The sequence below is a fragment of the Streptomyces sp. SL06 genome, assembly GCF_058244745.1.
On the sequence record NZ_JBSYOT010000001.1, the window covers coordinates 73579 to 90231 of the forward strand.

The window sequence follows — 16653 nt, forward strand, 5'->3', positions numbered from 1 at the left end:
GCACCATCGCCGTCGGGCGAAGCACTCGCCGCAGTCGCCGACGGTGTGGGGGACGCTGAGACCCAGGGATCCAGGAAGGCGGCATCACGAGGGGCAGGGCGGATGGGACAGCCATCACGGCAGGGTGCAGCTCGCGCGGTTGGAGCGGCGCCACCCATCGCCCACCAGTTGTGCTCAAGCCACGTACCCGAACAGGCAGCCTCACGGGCTGGTCAGAGGAGAGAGCTTCGGTGACGCTCCAAGACCGGTCAGCAGACTGATCCTGGGCACGGCCTTTCCGGCGCGCAAACGTCCCCGGCGTTCTTCGGTGAGCGCTTCAATGGTCGTGTCTACCCACTGCGTTTTGGCGGTGGCCATGATGAGACCGGACGCGCCGACAGCTGCGCACCCCTCCATGAGCTTGCTGGCCTCGTTTCGCCGCTGGCCAGGGCTCCTGCCAAGAGAGTCGTTGCTCTTGGCCTCCCCCAGCCACAGTTCCTCCGTGGTGGCGAGGGCGAAGTCCATCTCGACGAATCGCTTGCCGTCCTTGAGGAGTTCGAACTCCTCACATACCAAACCTCGTCGCGCCCAGTACTGGTTACGCAGATACTGCGTGGCCAGCAGTGGCACGTCTCCATCGTTCGTGACGAGCTCCAGCACGGCCGGGTGCAGGTCGTAGAACCAGCGGGGCTCGTCTGCGGCTGGCTTCCAACGGTTCTTAGCGAGCTGGTTGTCCCCTCCGCAGCGCCTGCAGCGGTAGCTCTGACTGATCTCGGCGAGAGGATAGAACTCCAGAATGGGGCAGTGATCGCAGCCCAGGATCAGCCCGCGCCGCAGCACACCTTGTGACGTCCACTGGTCGATCTGCTCTCTGCGAGCGGCCAGTTCCCAGCTGCTGTCGTCATGCGCTTCGATGGCCTCCCAGGACAGCACGACCGCAGACTTCAGCTTCCACCAACTGCCTTCCGGGCAGCCGGTGTTCGGGGCGTCGGAGGTGAAGCGGTGCAGGAGCGGCCAACCGGGGCTGGCGGCCAGTGCCTCCGAAGCGGCACGGGACCCAAGGAGCCGCTCGGTGATGGCAGCACGTCTGCCGGCAGGGCTGGGCAGAATGGTGATGTCGTTCGCTGCGGCGGCGACCTGCAGGATGCGTTTGATGCCGGGCCAGGCCAGTTTGGGAGACGCCAGCGAGCCAGCCAGCGAAGCCCCGCTCGGTACGAAGTCGTAGCGGTGCGACCAGTAGGTGATGCCTCCGTCGGCTGCGCGGACGAAAGTCTCCCATGGGCTTTGGCCTGTTGCCGTGACGGTGGACGAGTCCAATACGACGAGAGGCGGGACCGGGTGGTTGGCGGCGGTGAGAGTGACCTGCCAGCGGTGCTCATTCGGGTTGAGGCCGCGTGGGACCTCCGCAGCGAGAGACAGCGATGTCTGGAGTGAGCCGTCCGATTCCACGGTCGCGGGAAGAGAACGCGGTTGGTCCCAGGCGTTCTTCAAGACCACCATGAACGGATGGGCCAGGTCGATGTTGCCGGGCTCAACCACGTCGAATGAGCGCTTCTCCTCGTCAGGATCAACGGACCTGACAGGCCGCTTGTCCCACCGCGTGTTGATGCGTTGCTGCGTCTCCTCCAAGCTCAACGACGCGCTCGTCACCAGCAGCCGCTCCGATGCGCTGCCGGGAAACAACCACATGTCGCTGAGGCCTGCCTCTGTCCAGGAGATCCAGGTCACCGCGCCTCGGATCTGCCGGAGGGTCTCGGCCAGTGCGAAGTCTTCGGGCCGGTTTCCCAGGACGGCAATGCGCTCCCGGTGCTGGAAGGCTCTCGTGATCGGGACGCACAGCGCTGCCTCGTGTGACCGGGCCGCGTGGGCTCCATCGGCTCCATCTGGGTGCAGTTGCGACAACAGTGCCGACTCGGCGCCGCGGAGAGCTGCCTCCCGCCACTGCTCAGCCGGAATATCTCCGCTGGCGTCGGATGCCTCGATGCCGACATGCATCGCGTAGGCCAGAGCCTCCGGGGTGGTCACGAGAGTCGCCGGAACACCCATGACGGGGGTCGTGGCCACCGCAGCCAGCGGCGTCAGTTCACGTGCGTTGTCGTCGTCAAACAGATGGCTGCACTGGACGTGGTCATCCCGTCGGTTCGCGCCCAGACGTGAACGGAGGCTGTCGGCAGCCGCCTCAGCCTCGTGCACGGCTGGGCCGTTCCACGGTTCCTTGCGCAGCATCTCCTTGAACTGTGCTGCGATGGAATTGTCAGAGATGTTCTTCTCGGCCAGCAGCCGGTCGATAGTGCCGGGGTACAGGGCGTCGAACGTGGTCCACGACGGACCGTAGGCAACCACGTGATCGGGGTGCAGGCGTGCCAAGCACCGGTCTACTGCGGGATGTCCGACCGCGCTGGACGGCACCACCACACTTCCACTGCAGCCCCACACCCTCGACAGCCGGGCAAGGCCCGCCGCCGCCCACTGAACCCAGCGCTCATCGTCGTGTGGCACCACCACAACGATCCGAGGCGGCCTGGCCGCATAGGACAGTGGAAGGAAGACGAAGGGCTGTTCAGGCACCCGCCCAGTTTGACACCTCGCAGGCATGGGCTGACATCCGACGGGCCTGATCAAAGCTGTACGCATGGCCGCAGGGCGTCATCAGCGGGCGCAGATAGCGGCACATTCGTGGGGCACGGATGACGGCCGTCGCGGCGTACGCACGGTAAGTGATCTTCGGATGGATCACCCGTACACGCTGACCGACCGGACCCGTCAAGTGCCGGTAGCCGCCCCGCATATGGGTCCGGCCCCACCCCCGGACCCTCCCCCACCACCGCCCTCTCATAGGCGTTCTCAGTCTAGATGCAGCAGTCTTATCCAACCTGCAAGACCGCAGGTCAAACAGCCCGCCGTGCCTCTAGAACCCGTCGCGATGTATGTGCGGTACCGCAGGTCAACGACAGACGGTCACAGCAACATCAATGAGACCTCACACACTCCACTCGCCAACTCGCGCGCTCACTCACCAAATGAAGCGCTCAGTCACAGCGCTGGAATCTCAGACCGGGACCCGGCTTTCACAGGTCGAACTCGAGGTGCTCGATGTCCGTGAAGCGGACTTCTTCCAGGGAGCCGGCGCGACGGCCGCCGTCCTGGAAGTACACGTCCTTGAGTGCTTCGGCCGCGATGCCCTGGAGCTGCTGGTCGGTGGCACCGGCTTGGCGGGCGTCGAAGAGGCGGGCGGCGTAGTGCGGGGGCAGGGCGACGGTCAGGTGGCGGATGCGGTCCTGGTCCGTCGACCCGATCGGTGCGGTGTAGCCCATGCGGGCGCGGGTGTCGATGACGATGCCGTCGGTGGTCGCCGCCCTCTGCCGGGCCCTGGCCCTCACCTGCGGCTGCCACCGGGCCTTCACCTCGCGCTCCAGACGGGCGGCGAGGTCGGGACGGGGTCTTTTGATCTGGTTCTTTACGTAGCGCTCGACGGTGCGCTGGGAGACCCGCAGCATCTGGGCCACCGCTCTGGTGCCCTTGAGCTGCTTGACGAGGTACCGCATCTGCGCGCCCGCGCTCTTGGGCGCGGGGCGGGTGAACGCCTTCTGCACGGCGGCGTCCAGGCCGTCCCCGAACAGGCTCATCGCCGGCTCCTACTCTCCGTTGTCGGCGTCGGTGACGGTGCCGTCCTTGATGTACCGGGCGAGGTTGAGCTCCGGGGCGTTGAACCGCTCGCGGACCTCCTCGCCCCACAGGACGGTCTGGGTGCCCTCGTGTTTGACCAGGCCGGGGTTGATGCCGAGTTTGAAGCCGCCGGGCAGCGGCTTGCCCTCCCGGTAGGGCAGGAAGTCCAGCGGGCTCGGTCCGTTCGCGGCGTAGACAACGCAGTCGGACAGGATCGCGATGGGGTACTGGCCGGTGAACGCCGCGTGCTTGACGATCTTGCGGTGCAGGTTGGTGCGGGTGCGGGAGATGACCGCCGCGCGGATGTCGGGCCGCCACGTCGGGCGGGCCAGGGCGCGCCACGGCTGCCCGGGTTTCCAGCCCTCGCCCCGGGGGCGCTCGCGGAGCTTGCCCAGGCCGCCCTTGACCGTCGCCTTGACCGCCGAGACGACGATCGCCAGCTCCGGGTCGCGGGCCTTGTAGCCGTCCATCGCGGTGAGGAAGTCGTCCGGGGCGAGGTCGGCACCGACGCCGAGGTCGGCCATCGTGGCGAGGTAGGCATCCCGCAGCCGCTGGTACCAGCCGTCCAGGTAACGGCCGCTTTCGTGGCGGACGTATGCCTCGAACGGGCGTACCTCGTAGCCGAGTTCCACCGCGTAGGCGACGGTGGGCGTCGCATACCAGGCCGGGCCCTCGGGGCGTTCGCCCTTCGGCGTGAACGGGCTGGGCAACAGCGAGGCGTCCAGCTCCGCCCACTCCTTGCCCACCTTCACCCGCGACAGGTCGACATGGGAGAGGTCGACCAGCCACGAGCCGGGCAGCTTCGGGTCGAATGCGGGGTTCATGACGTGCGTCGCCTCGCCCAGGCCGACGTTCAGGCCGTTGGCGCCGGCGGCGAAGGCCATGTTGACGTCGATGCCGACCAGGTGCCGCAGCATGCATTCGTCGTCGGTCATAGGCCGGGCCCAGTCGTAGGCCTCCTCGAACAGCTTCTCCGCCGGGCCGCGGACGTGGAAGCGCGGCAGGTCGGCCAGGAGCGGGTGGCCGTCGGGGGCCTCGCAGGGCGCGCAGTCGACCGGGTTCTGGCCCAGACTGCCGGGGTTGTGCTCGGAGTGCCGCTTGCCGTCGGCGTCGGGCCGGGAAGCGCGGGTCGGCGGGTGCAGGGCGGTCATCAGCTCCAGGCCGGTGACCGCGGTCGAACCGCGCGGGGTCATCACCCTTGAGGCGTACACGCCCAGGACGCGGGCGAGTTCGGCCGGCGGGAGCTGCCCGGCGCGGCCCCAGTGCCGGGCATCCAGCGCGTTCCACGAGGGGATGCACACCTGCACGCAGGCCCGCTCCGAACCGGTGGCGGGGCGGTAGATCCGCGCCCACGGGCCGAAGCCGCGCTTCGTCAGCTTCCATTGCGCGCGGGCGAGCTGCTTGACGGCTTTGTGACCCTCCGGGATCCGCCCGGCGAGCCGCTCCTCCTCGGTGAGCGTCGTCGGCAGGCCGTAGCGCTCCAGAGCGGCTTGGGTGAGCACGAGCAGCGGGTCGGCGTCCTTGCCCGGCCCGGACAGCTTCGGCTGACCGAGCTTCGCCTCCACCAGGGTCCAGTCCACCAGGGCTGCAAGGCTCTTGGCGGGCACGTCCAGGACCAGGCCGCCCGTGCAGTACGCCCGTACCTGCCCGTCCTCGACGTCGACGACCGCCAGCGGGCCGTTCTCGAACCGCGGATCCGTGCCACCGGCCGCGGCGGTGCGGAGGCAGGCAGCGCTCTGCTTCCCCTCCGCACGCCGGGCCGGCTGTCTGCCGGGCGCCGCCGGGCGGGACGGTGCCGCAGGAGCGGCGGCCGGTGCCACAGGCGCGGACGGCGGGGCGGCGCCCGGGTCCGGCCGCGGCGGGGCCTCGGTGCTGCCGGACGGCGCGGCGGACGCCGGGAAACGCCGGGACAGGCCCTCCAGGAGTCTGCGGTAGGCCTCGAGGCGTTCGGCTTTCGGTTCGGCACGGCCTGCTTCCCATGCCTCGATGCTGGCCACGCGCACCCCCAGGGCCTGTGCGACGGCGGCCTGGGTCAGTCCGGCCGCCTCACGCAGGCGGACCCGCTCGTCCAGGGCAGGCAGCACACCGCCGCCGTCGACGGCGGCGAGCAGCGCGTCGACGGCGCTGAACAGGGACTGCGGCTGATCCGTCATGGCTGCCCCTCGCCTACCGGACGCCCTGACGGATTTCTTCCAGGCGGGTCACCAGCCGCTGGTAGCGCTGGGAGGCCGCCTGGGAGGAATTCAGGCCCTGATGCCCGGCGATCTGCCGCCAGTCCATACCCCGGCGCCGGGCCTCGATGACCACCTGCGTCTCCAGCCGGTCCAGCGCCACGCGCATCTCCTCGAACAGACTCAGCCCAGCCGCCACCTCGTCGGCGCTCACGTCAGGACGCTGCCCACCGTCCTGCCGATGGCCGGCGGCGGCCGCCAGCAGACGCCCCAGCAGCGCAGCGTCCTGCTCCAGATGGTCCGCCGGAGCCCAGCCCGCGGCGGAATCCTCCGCGATCGCGGACAGTTGCGCGCGGGCCCGGCCGTGGGCTTCAGCTGCCATGCCAGCATGCTACCCCCACCACACAAGGAAACAATGAAACGTTGTTTCCTTGTGTGGTGGGGGGGGCGGGGCGGCTCCCGCGGGGTCTGGGGGCCGCCCCGGCGCCCGGCCGGAACGCCCCGCCTTGAGACGGCCCGGTACGCAGCGGCCAGGCCACACCAGTCTCCCGGCCTCAGCCGCTGCCCACGGGAGGAAACGGGCCGGAGCCCGCTCCTTGGCATCGGGGCCGAGGCCCTGCCGGTGCCGGCGGGTGCAGCCTCGCCACGCCGGTGAAGGTGTCAACAATGCGGTGATCACAGTGGCGCAGCAGATGCGCCAGGTCGCGTGGCAGTGCGGCATGGTGCACGAGAACAAAATCGGCAGAGGTGGTGCGGTGCAGATGCACCAGGTCCGCCCACAGGCCCGGGCCGAGCCGGTGCGCACGCAGGACCGTCACCTGGCACGGACCCGCGGAGCGCAGAGCCACGCGGACGGCGTCCTCCTGTGCCTCCCGGCCGGCGCGGGCATCGACGCGTGCGCCCAGCGCCCGCAGGATGTCCTGCCACAGCAGCCGGCCGCTCGGGGCGACGGTGGGATGGACCACGAAGTGGCCGGCCGCCGGATTGTGCGAGGCCAGGGCGGTCTGGGTGATGCGCACATCGTCTTCGCGGTCCACCACCACCGTGCAGGGCGGACGCCCCCGGGTGCGCAGCAGGCGGGGATCAGGACGCCGGGAGCACGCCGTCCCGCACACCAGGACATCGACACCGACCTCGCCCAGGGCATTGACCGGATCCATCACCCCCATACCCCTCGCTCCTCCTGTGCTGAGGTGCCCCCTTCTGCCGGGAACCGTCACGGTCCCTGCGGCCGGTGCCGGTCATGCCGCAGGGCCCAGCCTGCTGAAGGCCCACCGCAGCAGGTCCCGGTCCACACCCGGCCGGCCGGTACGGGCCAGGGCCAGACGGATATGGGCGGTCAGCTGGGCCCAGGCACGGAAGTTGCCGTGCGCGGCGTGCCGGTCGGCGAAGGCGATGTCGTCCGGGTCGGCGCCGGCCCAGACGGGATGGAACAGCGGGATCGCCTCCAGGACCTCGCTGGGGGTGAGACGGGTGAAGTGCTGCCAGATGAAGACGCGGGAGGACAGCATCGGCTCACGGCGCAGCACGGTGTGGCAGCCCTCGCCGCCGACGAAGATGATCGCGAGCTGGGTGGCCGGTTCGTCCCACAGGTAGCGGAAGTACTCGAACGCCTCCCCGTTGAGCCACTGGGCCTCGTCCACCAGGAAGGTGCGCGGGCGGTCGGCCAGGGCCGTCTTCAGGAGGCGGTCGAACTCGCTGGGGTGGCGCGGCGGGTCGCCCGCCAGGTCGAGCGCGGTGAACAGTTCGTAGCGCACTGCGCGGGCGGTGGGACGGGCCCTGAAGGTGATCTTGCGGAACGTCCTCGCCGGGTTCGAGTGCGCGCAGGCAGGTGTTGACGGCGAGGGTCTTGCCGAAGCCGGCGCCGCCGTGGATGCACATCATCGCGCGGGCCGCGACCGTGTCGGCGATGTTCTCCCGCGCCGCCAGCAGCGCGCGGGTTGTAACCACGGACGCGTCGGGCAGGTCGACGTACTGGTAAGTGGCCGCGGTCACGAGGCGTCTCCATCGGTATCGGTGGTGGGAGGTGCGGCCCGCCCGCCTGGGCCGTCCGGGGCAAAAGCGCCGTCACGGCCGTACGGGTACCGGACGGGCGGGCCTGGTGTGGTCAGCGCGGCCAGGGAAGCCGGGGTGCGCCAGTCGGCCGGGGGCGCGGCGTGCGGGATGAGATCTGGCAGCGCGAGCTGCGCGAGGTCGGAGTCGGCACTCTGGGCGAGTTCGGCCTCGGCCTGCACACCGGTCAGCGCGCCGAGCCGCTGAGGCGCCTCGGGCTGGTTCACGGCGGCGTAGCGCTCGCGCTGCGAGGCCTCCAGGTCCTTCTTCAGACGGCGAGCACGGGCGGCCCGTGCTCGCCGTACGGCGCTGACCTGTTCCTCGGTGGCCTGGTCGGCCAGGTCCGCAGGACCCAGGTAGCGGCCGGTGGCCGCGTGGTAGACCTCGATGCGGTGGTCGTGATGGGGCATGAAACGGACCCGGACCTGAATACCGGCCTGCCCGGTCATCCACGGCCCCACATAGTCGCGTTTCCTGAAGCGGATGCCGCGGGTGGTCAGGGTGCGGGTGCCGGCGTCCTCCAGGGTGAACGTCCACAGATCCGCGGCCGGCACGTCCCGCAGCGGGGTGGGATCCTCCTGCCACGCCTCAAGCGGAGTCCTGCCCCGCAACGGCGCGGGGCGGTGCTCGGTGTTCCACCAGAGCGTCCAGGCCAGCAGCCGGGCGGTGAAGTCCTCGAAGCCCAGCAGCACTTCGTCCTTCGGACGAGAAGCCCGTTCGCCGGGGCGCGGCTGGCGGGCGTAGCCGGGCAGCGAGGCCAGGAACATGCTCTCCACCGCCCGGTTCAGGCCCTCCACCGTGCCCTTGAGGTGAGGGGTGTAGGCGGGCAAGTCCTCCACGGTGACGTCCAGGAGATCGAACGCGGCGGTTGCCGTCCGGGACAGGAAGTCCTTGCCACGGTCCACCCGCACCTTCTCGGGCAGACCACCGAACGGACCGTAGGGGTCATCGCGCAGGACCGCGGAGCGCAGCGCGGCCAGCACCGACTCCCGCGACGGATGCCCGGGCGTGACCGCGACACCGGTGATCGCGTTCGTCGCGCAGTCGGTGAACCAGGTGATCCACGGCCTGCGAGCCTTGCCATCGACATCGACCAGCACCGGCGCCTGCATGTGGTCGCTCTCCCACACCTGATTGCGCCAGCCCCGCGGCCGGGCCAGGAACACATCATGCTTGCGCGCCGCCCGCTCCCCACCCGCGAGCCCCGCCCGCTCCCCCGGCGTCAGATCACGCCGGATCGCCCGGTGCAGCGTCGGAATCGACGGAGGCGTCTCCCCCTCGCCCCTGGCCGCGCGAGCGATCAGCTCACGGTGGACCGCCGCGACGTTGCCCTTCCACAAGGCCAGCAGGCGGCGCACTTCCGGGGTGACGGAGAAGCGGTCTTTACTCTGGGCCCGCGCCCCGGGCTCCGCGGCCGCGGACTCATCCCGCTCGGCAGCGGCAAGCCACCGCCACACCGTGCGCTCGGTCACCTCCAACGACTGAGCCATCAGCCGTACATGTCGGGTCGTCAGTTTCTGGTCCTGCCGCAGGGCGAGCAGCCGGCGCACGGCAGGGCCGCGCAGCGCCGACAGGGAGGACGACGGCAGACCTCCCCGCGCGTGCGGACCGTCCTCGTGGTCGCCAGCCTCTCTCGGACCCGAGGCGCCGGTCACAACGGCCCCATGAGCCGTGCGCAGGCCCGCTCCAGCAACCGGCGATCCACCACCGCACGGCTCTTGCCGTAGAGCTCGGCCGTCAGGTGCGAGGTCAGCTTCGCCCACGTCCGGAAATTGCCGTGGCCCACATGCTCGTCCACCCACACGACATCGTCCTCGCTGACGTCCTCCCACAGCGGGTGGAAGGCAGCCATGACGGTTGCCACCTCGCGCGGGCTGAGGCGCGGCACCAACTCCCAGGTCAGCACCCGAGAGGCCAGCGCGGGCACCCGGCGCAGCGCCCGTTCGCTGCCCGCGCCCGCCAGCACGAGTGCCGTGTCCGTCTCCGGGTGGTCCCACAGCCCGCGCAGAAACTCCAGCGCCGGCCCCGGAAGGCGCTGTGCCTCGTCCAGTACCAGCACGCGGGGCTGCCGTAGCGCGTTCACCAGCATCAGGTCGGCCTCCCCCGCCCCGCGCGGCAGACGCCTGCCCAGCTCGAGGGCGTCTGCGAGCACCCGGCGCAGTTCGGGAACCGTCGGGTGCACACCGACATGGACCCGACGGACCCGGGCCGGGTGCGGCAACTGGGAAAGGGCGTACTGCAACGCGACGGTCTTGCCCTGGCCAGCGTCGCCGTACAGACACACCACCGCCCCGACCGCGGCCGCGTGGGCGACCGTCCGCAGCACCGACCGTACAGCAGGCGTGTGCACCACCTGGGCATCCGGGACCAGGACCGGGACCTGCGCCAGGTGCTTCTGCTCCCGCAGAAACACCTGCCCGCCCACGCCTTTCTCGGCCACCACGTTCAGGCCCAGCTCGCTGAGGGGATCCGGCCGACGCAACCCGGCCACCTCAGGCTCCCGCCCGGTCAGCAAAGCCCGCCCCGCCCGTCGGTCCCTGCGGATCACCCGGCTCAACGTCGACATCGACGGAATGGGCACCTCACCACCGGCAGCCACCAGCCGACGCCTCAACTCAGAGACATTGCCCCCCCGCCTCACCCAGCAGCTCCCACACCTCGTCCGACACCACGTATCCCTGCCGGACCGGCCCCTCCGCCCGCCCCGTCGCCTTCGCCTGCTCCAGCCAGCGCCAGACCGTACGCTCCGAAACACCCACCGTCTCAGCAACCGCCCGCACATGCCGCGTCGACAACTCCCCCGCCCGCTGCCGCTCCAGCAGACGACGCACCACCAACGCCCTCGGCAGCACAGCCCCCCGGCCGGCCCCTCTACCTTGATCCACCCCCCGATCACACCGGCCCAGCCCGCCCCACCGCATCAGAACTCACGAACCTGAGACAGCATCACCCACGATCAGATAAAGCCTCACGACAGCGGCCCCGCCCATCAGGCTCTCGCCTCATGACAGTGCCGATCCCGCCCCAACACCCCACTGACCAGCGCCGACACAGCACACCACCAGACCAGCACCACCGACTCTCACCACTACCGACCCCAAGCCGCAAGGTCGCACGGGAGTTCACCGGATGCCGTGCGTTTTCAGCGAGTTTTGATGTCACTGGCTCGCCCTGACAGCGGATGAGACGCGTGTTCGTCGCCAGCGAAGGCAGTCGTGGGCCAGGGCTGTTGCTGCCAGGGTGTGCCGATGAATACGACACCGGATGGACGGCCTGTCCCACCCGCGCATGCCGACGAGCGCGCCATGCTGGAGGCATGGCTGGACTTTCACCGTGCAACTCTTGCCCTGAAGTGTTCGGACCTCAACGATGATCAACTACGGCTGGCCGCAGTGTCACCCTCGTCGATGACGCTGCTCGGTCTCGTTCAGCACGCGGCTGAGGTGGAACGCAACTGGTTCCAGCGTGTATTCGCAGGTCAGAAAGTGCCGCCAGTCTTCGGGGAAAACAACGTCGACGGCTATGCGCTCCGCCCGGACCGAGGGCTCGACGAGGCGACGGCTGCCTGGCAAGCCGAAGTCGCCCGAGGCCGTGAGGTGATCGCCGACGCGTCGCTGGACGATTCCGGTCACCTGTCCGAGCAGGAAGCGGGTCTTGCCGGCGAACAGGGGGTCTCCCTGCGCTGGATCCTGGTGCACATGATCGAGGAATACGCGCGTCACAACGGCCACGCCGATCTCATTCGCGAGCAGATCGACGGAGCAACCGGCGCATGAGACGTCCCTGAGCGGTCGTAAGTACCGCGCAGGGACTCGGCTCCGGCCCTCAGCCCGGCGCCGGTCTGCTCGGCCAGGGCCTTGGTGCGGGCGTGAGGGTAGGACTCCGTCGAAGGCAAGCCGGCCGACGGTCGCCGCGCAGAGCCGCAGGTCGGTGAACGTCTTCGTCCACCCGGAAAGGGACTCGTCCGGGGCGATGGCGACGCTGCTCTTCTCCTCACGTTCGGTCAGCACCTGGAAGAGCAACTCAGCGCCGCGCCGGCCGGGTTCCATGTACCCGGGTTCATCGATGCATGAAAGATCGCCCCGGCCGTAGCGGGCGATCGTCCTGGACAGCTGCTTCGTGGCCCGGCCGACCGCGTTCACCCGGCAGACGATCGCCCCGCTGGACTGCGAGCCGACGGCGATCCCCGGCCCCCGAGGGCGACCTCACGGACGGGACACGGCTGACTGCCCGCGACAGCCCCGCCGTCGGTGCGAGCGGCGCGCCAACAGCCGGGCCGGACGAAGCCGGCGACGCAGCCGTTCCAAAGAAACCGATGCAAAGATTCCATTGCAAGTGTTCCTTTGCATCGCTACCCTTGCAGACATGAACGAGCCCCAGGACCCGCACGTCCGCAATCTCGATGCCCGATCCCTGCGCGGGCTCGCGCACCCACTGCGCATGCAGCTGCTGGACGCCCTGCGCCTCGGCGGTCCGGCCACCGCCTCCCAACTCGCCGCAAAGCTGGGCGAGTCCAGCGGTGCGACCAGCTATCACCTGCGGCAGCTCGCCGCTCACGGCTTCATCGAGGACGCCCCCGAACGCGGCAAGGGCCGCGAGCGGTGGTGGAAGGCGGTCCACAAGGGCCTGCAGTTCGACGACGCACTGCTCGCGGACGCCAGCCCGGACGTGCGCGGGGCTGCCGACATGTATCTCCACGAGGTCGCCACCGCCCAGACCCGGGCCCTGTCGACCTGGCTCGGCAACCGCGAGGCATGGCCGCAGGAATGGAACCGCGTCTGGGACATGAGCAGCGCGACACTGCGGCTGACGCCCGAACTGACCCGGGAACTCATCGCGAAGATGCACGCGCTCCTCGACGCCTACCGCGACCGGGCCGCCGACGAGGACGACGCCCGCACGGCCCAAGTGCGCATCCACACGCACGCGTTCCCCCTCACCACGGAGTGAAAGGCCGCAGTCCGATGCACCCTGAGAACAACCTTGCCCTGTACCAGGCACGCGCTGCCGAACTCCGCGCCGAAGCCGGCGCATACCGTCTCGCCGCGGCGGCCCGGCGCCCCCGGGACTTCCGCACCCGCCTCGGCCGGGCCCTCGTAAAAGCCGGCCTGCGGCTGACCTCCACCCCCAGGGCCGCGGTCACCATTCCCTGGACGACCTGCACCAAAGGGTCAGTGACCGTAGGCGACCAGCGAGCGTAGCGCGGTTCGCCCGGCGGCGCCGTCGTGCCGGACCGCGGCGGTCAGCGCGAGCGCCGTCGCGAGGATGCCCACTCCGTTCGCCGCAAAACGGTCCCGGGCACCCTCGTTCCCGTCTCCGCAGGCACCCCTTGGACCACACCACCGGGAGGAACCAGTGGCATACCCGCAACCGCCCACCCCCCAGGAGAAGCTCACCGACGCGAAGAAGCTGCTGCGCCTCCCGCGTATCGTCGCGATCTGCGGCTCCACCCGCTTCATGACCGAGATGAACGAGGCCGATGTGCGGGAGACCGAAGCCGGAAAGATCGTCGTCAAACCGGGCTGCGACATGAAATCGCCGCACGGACTCCGGTCCGGTCCCGCCGAGGCCGAGGCGCTGAAAGTCCGACTCGACGACCTGCACCGGGCCAAGATCCGGCTCGCCGACGAGGTGCTCGTGGTCGGCGACCGCATCGGAGACAGCACCCGAGCCGAAATCACCTACGCCCGGTCGCTGGGCAAGCCCGTGCGGTTCACGCACCCCGAAGCCGGCCCTGCCGCCTGACCGTCTCGCGGCGGCTCGGGCCGCCGCCCACCCCGCACCCTCCGCAGCATGCGGGCTCAGCAGCCGCAGCGCCGGCGGACGGCACACGGTGGCGGACCCGGGCCGCCCTCCCGCGGGACAGCACCCGAGCCCGGCCGCCCAGGAACCGCTCACCCACGACGCGTGTGCCGAACTCACCGTCCCCGCCCGCGCCCGGACCGTGCTCGGCCGGCTACGGCCGGCCCGGCGGAGTCACCTCCAGCTCCTTGCCGGCAGGGCACCGCCCGCCGCCGGTGAACCCGTAGCACAAGCGCGCACCCCTGGGCCGCAGGCCGGCGGACCGAACAGCGGTCTAGTGGTGCGGGTACAGAGAAACGCTCACCCGTCCGGAGTGAAATCTGTTGTGGCTGATGTAGACATCCGGCGGTCATTGGGGTTAGTGTTTTCCCGTAGCCAGGAAGTCAGTGAGGCGCGGCAGAGACGAACTGCCCGCATGCGGAACAGTGGTTGCGGCACGGCAGTGGAGTGGCGGGGCCAGAGTTTCCAGGGTCCCCCCGCTGACCGCCGGGCCGGGCGGTCTCCCAGGGCCGCCGGCCGTAGCAGCAGTACCAAGAGAGATGCACACAGAGAGAAGGAGGAGGACGCCATCAGGATCGCCCGGGGAGAAGGCTTCCCCGGGTACCGCAGGCCCCGGAACGGAAGGTGGTCCCACGGTCACGCATCCGCGATCCCTCACCTGCCCGCCCCTCGACAGGGGCTGGTGCGGAAACAGAAGGCCGGCTGAGCAGTAGGCCGGCAGATGGTGTTGCAAATCCCTCGGGGCCTTGGTGCCGTTCGGCACCAAGGCCCCTCGACGCGTTCCCCCAACAGAGGTGCAGATGAACCCAGAGACCCCGCTCGGCCGCATCGACGACGACGACTACCCCGCCTACACCATGGGGCGAGCAGCCGAGATGCTCGGCACAACACCCGCCTTCCTACGGGCCATCGGCGAGGCCCGGCTGATCACGCCGCTGCGCTCCGAAGGCGGCCACCGGCGCTACTCCCGCTACCAGCTGCGCATCGCCGCCCGCGCCCGCGAACTCGTCGACCACGGCACCTCCGTCGAAGCGGCCTGCCGCATCGTCATCCTGGAGGACCAGCTCGAAGAGGCCCGGCGCATCAACGAAGAACTGCGACAGCGTCCCGCCGACCACTCCGGCAAGGCCGACGCCCGGCCGGGCACCTGACCGGGCGCCCGGCCGGGCCTGATCACGCGCACCCTGGCCCCTTCCCACTCTTCAGCGGGCTTCAGCAGGCCCCGCCTCTGCCAACCCGCACCGTCCTTCTCCCCCGCCGGCACTACTCGTGGGCCGGGCCTTCGCCGTTGCCCGGCTCGCGGAGCCGCTCCGTGCGGCGGGCGAGCGTGTCGATACGGGCGATCAGTTCCGGGTCGCCGGTCGTGAGGTGGTCGCGGGCGCGGGCCAGCGGGTCGATGAGACCGGCGGCGTCGTCATGGCCCAGGGCACGCAGAAGGCCGTCGCGCGCCTCGTCCGGGAGACCGGTGAGAGCAGTGACCCGACCCGCCAGCAGGCGCAGATCACCGGCATTGTCCCGGGCCCAGGCCGTGACGGCGCGGTCGGCGGCGCGGCGGTCCCGGGTGGCCTGGACACGCTGCTCCCCCGTCGCGCCGGGAGCCCCGGGACGCAGACGCAGATAACGGCGCTCGGCGGCCTGCCGGCTGGCGACACCGAGGGGACGGGCGAGATCGGCCCAACTGGCCCCCGCATCACGCGCGGTTTCGATCAGTCCCGTCTCCCAGCCCGCGAGCCGGGCGCGTACCTGGCGCAGGAGCAGCAGCGCGGCCAGCGCCTGGCCGGAGCCGACCTCGCAACCGGACCGCTCCGCGGACTGCGATGCCTGGGCGGTGCGGACGGCTTCGTCGATCGCCGTCAGCGCTGCCTCGGCGGCGGGAAAGGACACGGGCCGGGGCCCGGGTTCCTGTGGAGCTGCCGTCACGATTCACCTCCATTCCACGGCGTCACCCGACAGACGACGCCCCCACTTGTCACCCTTTCGATGACACGCTACAACAGAAGCAGAAAGCAGCGCATGAGCGGTTCCACTCGCACTGGAGGTGTTTCACGTGCTGATGCGCACCGACCCTTTCCGTGACTTCGACCGGCTCACCCAGCAGCTGTTCGGCACCGCGCCCGGCACCTGGTCGCGTCCCTCGGCGATGCCCATGGACGCCTACCGCGAGGGCGACTCGTACGTGATCGCCCTCGACCTGCCCGGAGCCGACCCCGACACGATCGACATCAACGTCGAACGGAACATACTGACCGTCCGGGCCGAACGCCGCCCCGCCACCAAGAACGACGACATCCAGATGGAACTCTCGGAACGCCCCCTGGGCGCCTTCTCCCGCCAGGTGATACTGGCCGACACACTCGACACCGAACACATCACCGCCGACTACCACACAGGCGTGCTCACCCTGCGCGTCCCCATCACCGAACACGCCAAGCCACGCAAAATCCCCCTCCACGCCGGAACAGACCACAAGGAAATCTCCCACTGAAACGAAACAACCCCGGTAGCGGAGGCCCCCCAGCCGCACCCCCCCCCCGCCCGCCGGACACCGACCGCCAGGGCAAGGAGAACCCCGACAGCCACACGCTGCAACGCACTCCTCGACCAGACACAAGCACACACCGAGCACAACACCCGCACCGAGACAGACCCCACAGCACGCACAGCAGTGGCCCTGTTGGGCACGCACCCGGACGGCGAGACACGAGCGGAACCTGCCGCCCCGCTCCCCGAAACCCTCACCCCACTCCCCCCCCAACCCGCCGCAACCCACCAAACCCCAGCCCCCCCAACAGCTCCCGCGAACCACCCCAGCATGAACCGAGGAAACCACCGAACACACCACAACCCGGAACATCAGCACCACGCCCAGCCGGCCAGACACAGCCTCAAGACCTCCCAGCACGCCCACCAAGACCACCGAACCACCGACACCACCGACACCACCAGCAAAGAACTGACCCACCACCCCCTGCTACAACCCCCA

The 16653-nt window shown here is 70.0% G+C and carries 15 protein-coding genes and 1 pseudogene; 5 read left to right on the forward strand and 11 right to left on the reverse strand.

The genetic code is table 11. The annotated features are described in order from the left end of the window. Window positions 1–201 precede the first annotated feature (201 nt). The 9 genes from AC4IHM_RS00290 to AC4IHM_RS00330 form a co-directional block, all read right to left on the reverse strand. Window positions 202–2547 carry a hypothetical protein gene (locus AC4IHM_RS00290; RefSeq protein ID WP_490865048.1) on the reverse strand — a complete coding sequence of 782 codons (2346 nt, stop codon included), beginning with the start codon at window positions 2545–2547 and terminating at the stop codon, window positions 202–204. 500 nt (window positions 2548–3047) lie between these two features. Beyond that, window positions 3048–3605: a telomere-protecting terminal protein Tpg gene (gene tpg, locus AC4IHM_RS00295; protein WP_356823675.1), complete on the reverse strand. Its 558-nt coding sequence runs from the start codon at window positions 3603–3605 to the stop codon at window positions 3048–3050. A 9-nt stretch (window positions 3606–3614) separates the two neighbouring features. Beyond that, window positions 3615–5798 carry a telomere-associated protein Tap gene (tap, locus tag AC4IHM_RS00300; RefSeq protein ID WP_490865049.1) on the reverse strand — a complete coding sequence of 728 codons (2184 nt, stop codon included), beginning with the start codon at window positions 5796–5798 and terminating at the stop codon, window positions 3615–3617. 13 nt (window positions 5799–5811) lie between these two features. Continuing rightward, entirely contained in the window at window positions 5812–6198 is a 387-nt protein-coding gene (locus AC4IHM_RS00305; protein WP_490865050.1) for a hypothetical protein, read from the reverse strand. A 172-nt stretch (window positions 6199–6370) separates the two neighbouring features. Then, complete coding sequence (locus AC4IHM_RS00310) at window positions 6371–6985, reverse strand: hypothetical protein (protein WP_490865051.1); 615 nt, start codon at window positions 6983–6985, stop codon at window positions 6371–6373. A gap of 72 nt (window positions 6986–7057) precedes the next feature. Then, window positions 7058–7573 (reverse strand): AAA family ATPase, encoded by a 516-nt coding sequence (locus AC4IHM_RS00315; RefSeq protein WP_490865052.1) that lies wholly within the window; start codon window positions 7571–7573, stop codon window positions 7058–7060. A gap of 234 nt (window positions 7574–7807) precedes the next feature. Continuing rightward, window positions 7808–9418: a transposase gene (locus tag AC4IHM_RS00320; protein ID WP_490865061.1), complete on the reverse strand. Its 1611-nt coding sequence runs from the start codon at window positions 9416–9418 to the stop codon at window positions 7808–7810. 101 nt (window positions 9419–9519) lie between these two features. After that, window positions 9520–10359: an AAA family ATPase gene (locus AC4IHM_RS00325; protein ID WP_490865053.1), complete on the reverse strand. Its 840-nt coding sequence runs from the start codon at window positions 10357–10359 to the stop codon at window positions 9520–9522. Between the two features lie 124 nt (window positions 10360–10483). Next, window positions 10484–10699 carry a helix-turn-helix domain-containing protein gene (locus tag AC4IHM_RS00330; RefSeq protein ID WP_490865054.1) on the reverse strand — a complete coding sequence of 72 codons (216 nt, stop codon included), beginning with the start codon at window positions 10697–10699 and terminating at the stop codon, window positions 10484–10486. 417 nt (window positions 10700–11116) lie between these two features. Between AC4IHM_RS00330 and AC4IHM_RS00335 the strand changes: the two genes are divergently transcribed. Continuing rightward, window positions 11117–11644 (forward strand): DinB family protein, encoded by a 528-nt coding sequence (locus tag AC4IHM_RS00335; protein ID WP_490865055.1) that lies wholly within the window; start codon window positions 11117–11119, stop codon window positions 11642–11644. Between the two features lie 99 nt (window positions 11645–11743). Here AC4IHM_RS00335 and AC4IHM_RS00340 read toward each other — a convergent pair. Continuing rightward, window positions 11744–11986, reverse strand: a pseudogene (locus tag AC4IHM_RS00340) (ATP-binding protein); the annotation flags it as partial. 247 nt (window positions 11987–12233) lie between these two features. Between AC4IHM_RS00340 and AC4IHM_RS00345 the strand changes: the two are divergent. The 3 genes from AC4IHM_RS00345 (at window position 12234) to AC4IHM_RS00355 (ending at window position 14821) form a co-directional block, all read left to right on the forward strand. Continuing rightward, window positions 12234–12818 (forward strand): ArsR/SmtB family transcription factor, encoded by a 585-nt coding sequence (locus AC4IHM_RS00345; protein WP_490865056.1) that lies wholly within the window; start codon window positions 12234–12236, stop codon window positions 12816–12818. Between the two features lie 405 nt (window positions 12819–13223). After that, window positions 13224–13613, forward strand: a complete 390-nt coding sequence (locus AC4IHM_RS00350; RefSeq protein WP_490865057.1) for a hypothetical protein — start codon at window positions 13224–13226, stop codon at window positions 13611–13613. Between the two features lie 857 nt (window positions 13614–14470). Beyond that, window positions 14471–14821, forward strand: a complete 351-nt coding sequence (locus AC4IHM_RS00355; protein ID WP_490865058.1) for a MerR family transcriptional regulator — start codon at window positions 14471–14473, stop codon at window positions 14819–14821. A gap of 112 nt (window positions 14822–14933) precedes the next feature. Here the strand turns inward: AC4IHM_RS00355 and AC4IHM_RS00360 are convergent, their stop codons facing one another. Next, on the reverse strand, window positions 14934–15590 hold the full coding sequence (locus AC4IHM_RS00360; protein ID WP_490865059.1) for a type III effector protein: 657 nt from the start codon (window positions 15588–15590) through the stop codon (window positions 14934–14936). 127 nt (window positions 15591–15717) lie between these two features. On the opposite strand from AC4IHM_RS00360, the gene AC4IHM_RS00365 reads away from it, so the two are divergent. Continuing rightward, window positions 15718–16155, forward strand: coding sequence for an Hsp20/alpha crystallin family protein (locus AC4IHM_RS00365; protein WP_490865060.1), 438 nt, complete (start codon window positions 15718–15720; stop codon window positions 16153–16155). Window positions 16156–16653: the final 498 nt, after the last annotated feature.

Bases quoted from the DNA above. Each gene is read 5' to 3' on its own strand.
- tap (WP_490865049.1), bottom strand. From the start codon at position 5,798: ATGACGGATCAGCCGCAGTCCCTGTTCAGCGCCGTCGACGCGCTGCTC.
- AC4IHM_RS00345 (WP_490865056.1), top strand. From the start codon at position 12,234: ATGAACGAGCCCCAGGACCCGCACGTCCGCAATCTCGATGCCCGATCC.
- AC4IHM_RS00310 (WP_490865051.1), bottom strand. From the start codon at position 6,985: ATGGGGGTGATGGATCCGGTCAATGCCCTGGGCGAGGTCGGTGTCGAT.
- tpg (WP_356823675.1), bottom strand. From the start codon at position 3,605: ATGAGCCTGTTCGGGGACGGCCTGGACGCCGCCGTGCAGAAGGCGTTC.
- AC4IHM_RS00305 (WP_490865050.1), bottom strand. From the start codon at position 6,198: ATGGCAGCTGAAGCCCACGGCCGGGCCCGCGCGCAACTGTCCGCGATC.
- AC4IHM_RS00335 (WP_490865055.1), top strand. From the start codon at position 11,117: ATGAATACGACACCGGATGGACGGCCTGTCCCACCCGCGCATGCCGAC.
- AC4IHM_RS00355 (WP_490865058.1), top strand. From the start codon at position 14,471: ATGAACCCAGAGACCCCGCTCGGCCGCATCGACGACGACGACTACCCC.